Here is a 4,968-nt window from a genome sequence, read left to right as displayed (position 1 = left end):
CGCTGCGGCAGCGTCTTCCCTTCCGCCCGCCCTTCTGGGGCCGCAAGGCGGTGCGGGCGGAAGGGAAGACGCTGCCGCAGCGGGGGGGCCGGCTCGAGGCCCAGGGCGGCGAGCTCGACCTCGGCGTGATCGCCCAGTACGTCAACAAGAACGCCCTCTTCCGCGGCCAGTGGGGCTTCCGCCGGGGGGAGATGGACAAGGCGGAGTACGCCGAGAAGCTCGAGCGCGAGGCCGAGCCCATCTTCCGCCAGTTGCTCGAGCAGGCCATACGGGAGGGGACGCTCGAGCCCGCCGTGGCCTACGGCTTCTGGCCCGTGGCCTCCGACAAGAACAAGCTCGTCGTCTTCGACCCCGAAACCGGCGCCGAGCTCTTCGCCTTCGACTTCCCCCGCCAGATGGGCGCCGCCGCACGCGGCGGTACTAGCCGCCACCTCTGCATCGCCGACTTCTTCCGCCCCCGCCACGCCGACGCGGTGGGCGAGGAGGAAAGCTGGATGCCAAAAGCCGCCTGGGAGAACGGCGCGCGCGACGTGCTGGGCTGCCAGGTCGTGACCATGGGCCGCGCGGCCTCCGAGCACGCCGCGAAGCTCTTCGGCAGTGACCGCTACCAGGACTACCTCTACTGGCACGGCTTCTCGGTGGAGATGGCCGAGGCGCTGGCCGAGTACTGGCACAAGCGCGTGCGCCAGCAACTCGGCATCGCCCAAGACGACGCCACCGACCTGCAAGCCCTGTTCCAGCAGGGCTACCAGGGCAGCCGCTACAGCTTCGGCTACCCGGCGTGCCCGCGCCTGGAGGACCAGAAACACCTCCAGGACCTCTTGCAGTGGCAGGAGATCGGCGTGGAGCTCTCCGAGGAGTTCCAGCTTCACCCCGAGCAGTCCACGAGCGCGATCGTGGTGCACCACCCGTCGGCGAAGTACTTCAACCTGTAGCGGCTGCCAGGCGCCGCGGGCTGGGCTACACTGAGCTCATGGTCAACCCCCTCCCCAAGCCGCTCACGCCCGAGGAATACCTCGAGCTCGAGCGCCACAGCCCCGTCAAGCACGAGCTGGTGGGGGGCGTGATGTATGCGACGGCGGGGGCGAGCCGTCGCCACAACCGCATCGTGGTGAACGTCCTGCGCCTGCTGGCCGACCTCGCCGACGGCAAGGGTTGCCGGGTGTTCGCCTCCGACATGAAGCTGCGGCTCGAGGACGCCTTCTACTACCCCGACGTGATGGCCGTCTGCGCGCCCGAGCCCGCGGACGAGTACTACGAAACCGACCCCTGCGTCCTGGTGGAGGTGGTCTCGGAGAGCACGAAGACCATCGACCTTCGGGAGAAGCTCTGGGCCTATCGCAGCCTCAGCAGCCTTCAGACCTACCTCGTGGTGGATACCGGGGCGATGACCATCCGCCACTTCTTCCGCGACCCGACCGGCCGCTGGCAGCAGGAAGACGTGGTGGGGAGCGGGGAGATCCCCTTGCCGTGCCTGGGTGGCTCGATCGAGTTGCTGGACGTGTATAGAAACATCTTCCGGTAGTCCGTGCTTCGGGACCCCGAGCCCGCCCTTGCAGGCTGGGTATAACCTGGTCATACTCGAGGCATGAAGACAGCCATCTCCTTACCGGATAAGACTTTCGAGGAGGCCGAAAAGCTGGCCAGAAGCCTGGGGATTTCCCGGAGTGAGCTGTACCGGCGGGCGCTGGAGTCCTATCTCAGGCAATACGGCGACGAAGCCCTTACCGAGGCGCTCAACGAGTTTTTGGAGAAGAACCCGCAAAAGCCGGAGCCCTTCACGCGGGAGGCGGCCCGTAGGATCTTCGAGGCCGGTGAATGGTGATCGAACGGGGGCAGATCTGGTGGGCCGACCTGGGAGAGCCACAGGGCTCGGTTCCCGGGTATCGCCGCCCGGTGTTGATAGTTCAGGGCAACAGCTACAACTTTAGCCGCATTAACACGGTACTGGCGTTAGTCGTTACCCGTAACCTCGCCCTACGCAACATGCCTGGAAACGTCTTCGTAGCCGCAGGCGATAGCGGCTTGCCGAAAGATTCCGTCGTCAACGTATCCCAGGTTGTGACGCTTAACAAAAGCGACCTGCTGGAGTGCGCTGGCCGGCTACCGCTCGAGCTGATGCTCGAGGTGGACCACGGGCTGCGGCGCGTCCTGGGTTTGTGATCCACCGGCCTTACCCCCGCATGATTCCTTCTGCTTCCAGCCTTTGACTCATCTTCTCACCTAAAACCCTGTCCTGAGGCTCACTCAGCCCCGTCTCAGCCGCTCGTCAGGCCGGGCATATGCGGGTGTTCCAAACTCCCAGTGAAGGAGGTGGGAGCATGAATAAAGCCGTCTCGGAAGGTGAGAACCAGCCCCATACGGCGGGCGAAATCCGCGAGCACATGATGGTGCACGCCATGGGGGAGGGCTCTCACGACGGCGTCGAAGGGGTTCACGTGGGGACCGTAGACTGCATCGAGGGCGTCTACATCAAGCTGACCAAGAGCGATTCGCCCGACGGCAAGCATCATCTCATCCCGCTGGCTTGGGTGGCTAAGGTAGACCCTGAGCGCAACGTGGTGTTCCTCAACAAGGACCCCGAGACCGTCCGCAACGAGTGGCACGAAGTCTAGGCCGCTCGAGCCCCGGCCGGCACGGGCTACTCAGCCCGTGCTTCTTTTTTTCTCGCCCTTCCTTACAATCGAGGCGATGCCGGACGACGCCGCCACCCTCTACGCCCGGGCCCGGGCTTTGGGCCTGCGCCCGGCCTTGCTCGAGTCCGCCGGGGTCGTGACCCCGTTCGGGCGGCTGACCCTGCTCGGGGTGGGGGCCACGCGGCGGCTCGAGGTCTGGGACGGCGTCACCTACCTCGACGGGGAGGCGGTGGGGGACGCGCTCGAGGTCTTCCGCTACCTCGAGCAGGGCCTGGGCGTGGGGCATTTCCCGGCCTGGATCGGCTTCTTCGCCTACGAGTACGCCCGTCACCTGGGGCTGCCCGCCCACGCCCCCGTGCCCGGGCTGCCCGAGGCGGCGTTCTATTACTACCCCGAAGGCTACGCCTGGCTCGAGGGGCGGCGCGTCCAGAGCCCCTCCGCGGCGCTCGCCCCGGTCCCGGCCGGGCCTCGACCGCTGCCGAAAGTCGAGTTGCACGGCGACTACCCCGAGCGTGCCTTTCTGGCGGGCGTTGCGGAGGTGCACGAGCGCATCCGGGCGGGCTGGGTCTACCAGGTCAACCTCTCCCACCGCTTCCGCTTCGCGGCCGATGGGGTGGACCCGCTCGCCCTGTACCGGGCCCTGCGGCGCTACAACCCCAGCCCCTTCATGGGGCTGCTGGAGGGCGAGGCAGATTCCCTTGCGGGGCCGGCTTCGCCGGTACGCCGGGAGGGCTACGCGGTGGTCTCGGGGAGCCCCGAGCGGCTGTTCGACTACCGGGAGGGCGTCATCACCGCGCGGCCCATCGCCGGGACCCGCCCCAGGGGCCAGACCCCTGAGCAGGACGAAGCCTTGGGGGCCGAGCTGCGGGCCAACGCCAAGGAGCGGGCCGAGCACGTCATGCTCGTGGACCTCCTGCGCAACGACCTGGCGCGGGTGTGCGAGCCGGGGAGCGTGGAGGTGAGCGAGGCGTTCACGCTCGAGCGCTACTCCCACGTCATGCACCTGGTCTCGGAGGTGCGCGGGCGTAGCCGTGCCCCCTTGCGGGAAGCCTTCGCCAGCATCTTCCCCGGCGGGACCATCACGGGTGCCCCCAAGGAGAGCGTCATGCGCGCCATCGCCGAGCTCGAGCCCGTGCCGAGGGGTGCCTACACCGGCTCCATGGGTTACGTCTCGGGGAAGGGGTGCGACTTCAACATCCTCATCCGCAGCTTCGGCTTCGCGGGCGGCACGGGCTACTTCTCGGCCGGGGCGGGCGTCGTGATCGAGAGCGAGCCCACGCGCGAGTACGCCGAGACCCAGGCCAAGGCCGAGGCCCTGCTGCAAGCGCTGGGGCAGGGCCGGGAGGGGCAGGCCCCCGCCCCCCCGCGCAGCGACAGCGCCTGGAAGCCGCCCCGGCCCGCGCGGCGCCTGGGGGCCCGCGTGCTCTTCCTTGAGAACCACGACTCCTTCAGCTACAACATCGTGGACTACCTGGCCGCTTTAGGGGCCGAAATCCGCGTGCTGGACCACGGCCAGCTCCCCGACCTGTCCTGGGCCACCCACCTCGTCGTCGGGCCGGGGCCGGGCGAGCCGGCGACGGCGGGCCGGACCCTCGAGTGGACCCGGGCCGCGCTCGCCGCCCGCCTGCCCTTCCTGGGGATCTGCCTGGGGCACCAGGCGCTCGGGGTGGCGCTGGGGGCGCGGCTCGAGCGCTCCCCCCGCCCCGTCCACGGCGAGGCCTTCCCGGTCGAGCACCGCGGCGAGGGGATCTTCGCCGGGTTGCCGAGCCCGGCCCGCTTCACGCGCTACCACTCCCTCCTCATCCGCGACCTGCCCCCGGCGTTGCGGCTGGAGGCCTGGACCTGGGGCGAGGGCGGGGTCCCGGGGGCGCGCTTGTGCATGGCGGTCTCCCACGCCCGCGGCCCCGCCTGGGGCGTGCAGTTCCACCCGGAGAGCATGCTCTCGGAGTACGGGATGGTGCTGCTGAGCAACTTCCTGTCGCTGAGCCCCGTGGACGGGCCGGCCTGCCGGCCCGAGCCGGCCCCTTCCTGACCTCGAGGCCCTCCCCATGACCCGCATCAACGGCGAACCCGTCGGCACCCCGCTCCCCGAGTCCTTGTGGCACGGCTTCTTCGTGTTCACCACGCTGCGCCTCGAGGCCGGCGAGCCGCTGTGGCTCCCCGAACACCTCGAGCGCCTCCGCCGCCACGCCCGCGCCCTGGGGATCGCCTTCCCGGGCTTCGGGGCGCTCGAGCGCGAGGTCGAGCACTACCGCCGGTCGCGCGCCGGCCTGTTGCTTCGGCTGGCGGTGGCCCCGGAGGGGTACGCCTCGAGCGCCCCGAAGCCCGGGAA

General features: G+C 69.2%; 7 protein-coding genes. All 7 read left to right on the top strand.

The genetic code is table 11. The annotated features are described in order from the left end of the window. A partial coding sequence (locus Mterra_RS18820; RefSeq protein ID WP_275054852.1) for a vitamin B12 dependent-methionine synthase activation domain-containing protein occupies positions 1-935 on the top strand: 935 nt, incomplete at its 5' end. 38 nt (positions 936-973) lie between these two features. Continuing rightward, a complete protein-coding gene (locus Mterra_RS18815; RefSeq protein WP_119316534.1) occupies positions 974-1,525 on the top strand; it encodes a Uma2 family endonuclease in 552 nt (183 codons plus the stop codon). Positions 1,526-1,588: 63 nt separating this feature from the next. Further along, positions 1,589-1,825, top strand: a complete 237-nt coding sequence (locus Mterra_RS18810; protein ID WP_119316533.1) for a ribbon-helix-helix protein, CopG family — start codon at positions 1,589-1,591, stop codon at positions 1,823-1,825. Further along, a complete protein-coding gene (locus Mterra_RS18805; RefSeq protein ID WP_119316532.1) occupies positions 1,819-2,163 on the top strand; it encodes a type II toxin-antitoxin system PemK/MazF family toxin in 345 nt (114 codons plus the stop codon). The genes Mterra_RS18810 and Mterra_RS18805 overlap by 7 nt, the downstream gene beginning before the upstream one ends. 158 nt (positions 2,164-2,321) lie before the next feature. Then, entirely contained in the window at positions 2,322-2,615 is a 294-nt protein-coding gene (locus Mterra_RS18800; protein ID WP_218022970.1) for a DUF2171 domain-containing protein, read from the top strand. 76 nt (positions 2,616-2,691) lie between these two features. Beyond that, entirely contained in the window at positions 2,692-4,668 is a 1,977-nt protein-coding gene (locus tag Mterra_RS18795; RefSeq protein WP_119316531.1) for a chorismate-binding protein, read from the top strand. 16 nt (positions 4,669-4,684) lie between these two features. Then, on the top strand, positions 4,685-4,968 hold a 284-nt coding region (locus Mterra_RS18790), incomplete at its 3' end, for an aminotransferase class IV (protein WP_338025086.1).

The sequence above is a fragment of the Calidithermus terrae genome (assembly GCF_003574345.1).
GTDB lineage: Bacteria > Deinococcota > Deinococci > Deinococcales > Thermaceae > Calidithermus > Calidithermus chliarophilus.
Note: the sequence above shows the minus strand (reverse complement) of the source record. Positions and strands in the feature narration are given on the sequence as shown.

Coding starts and splice junctions, on each gene's coding strand:
- Mterra_RS18805 (WP_119316532.1), top strand. CDS start 1,819: ATGGTGATCGAACGGGGGCAGATCTGGTGGGCCGACCTGGGAGAGCCA.
- Mterra_RS18810 (WP_119316533.1), top strand. CDS start 1,589: ATGAAGACAGCCATCTCCTTACCGGATAAGACTTTCGAGGAGGCCGAA.
- Mterra_RS18800 (WP_218022970.1), top strand. CDS start 2,322: ATGAATAAAGCCGTCTCGGAAGGTGAGAACCAGCCCCATACGGCGGGC.
- Mterra_RS18795 (WP_119316531.1), top strand. CDS start 2,692: ATGCCGGACGACGCCGCCACCCTCTACGCCCGGGCCCGGGCTTTGGGC.
- Mterra_RS18815 (WP_119316534.1), top strand. CDS start 974: ATGGTCAACCCCCTCCCCAAGCCGCTCACGCCCGAGGAATACCTCGAG.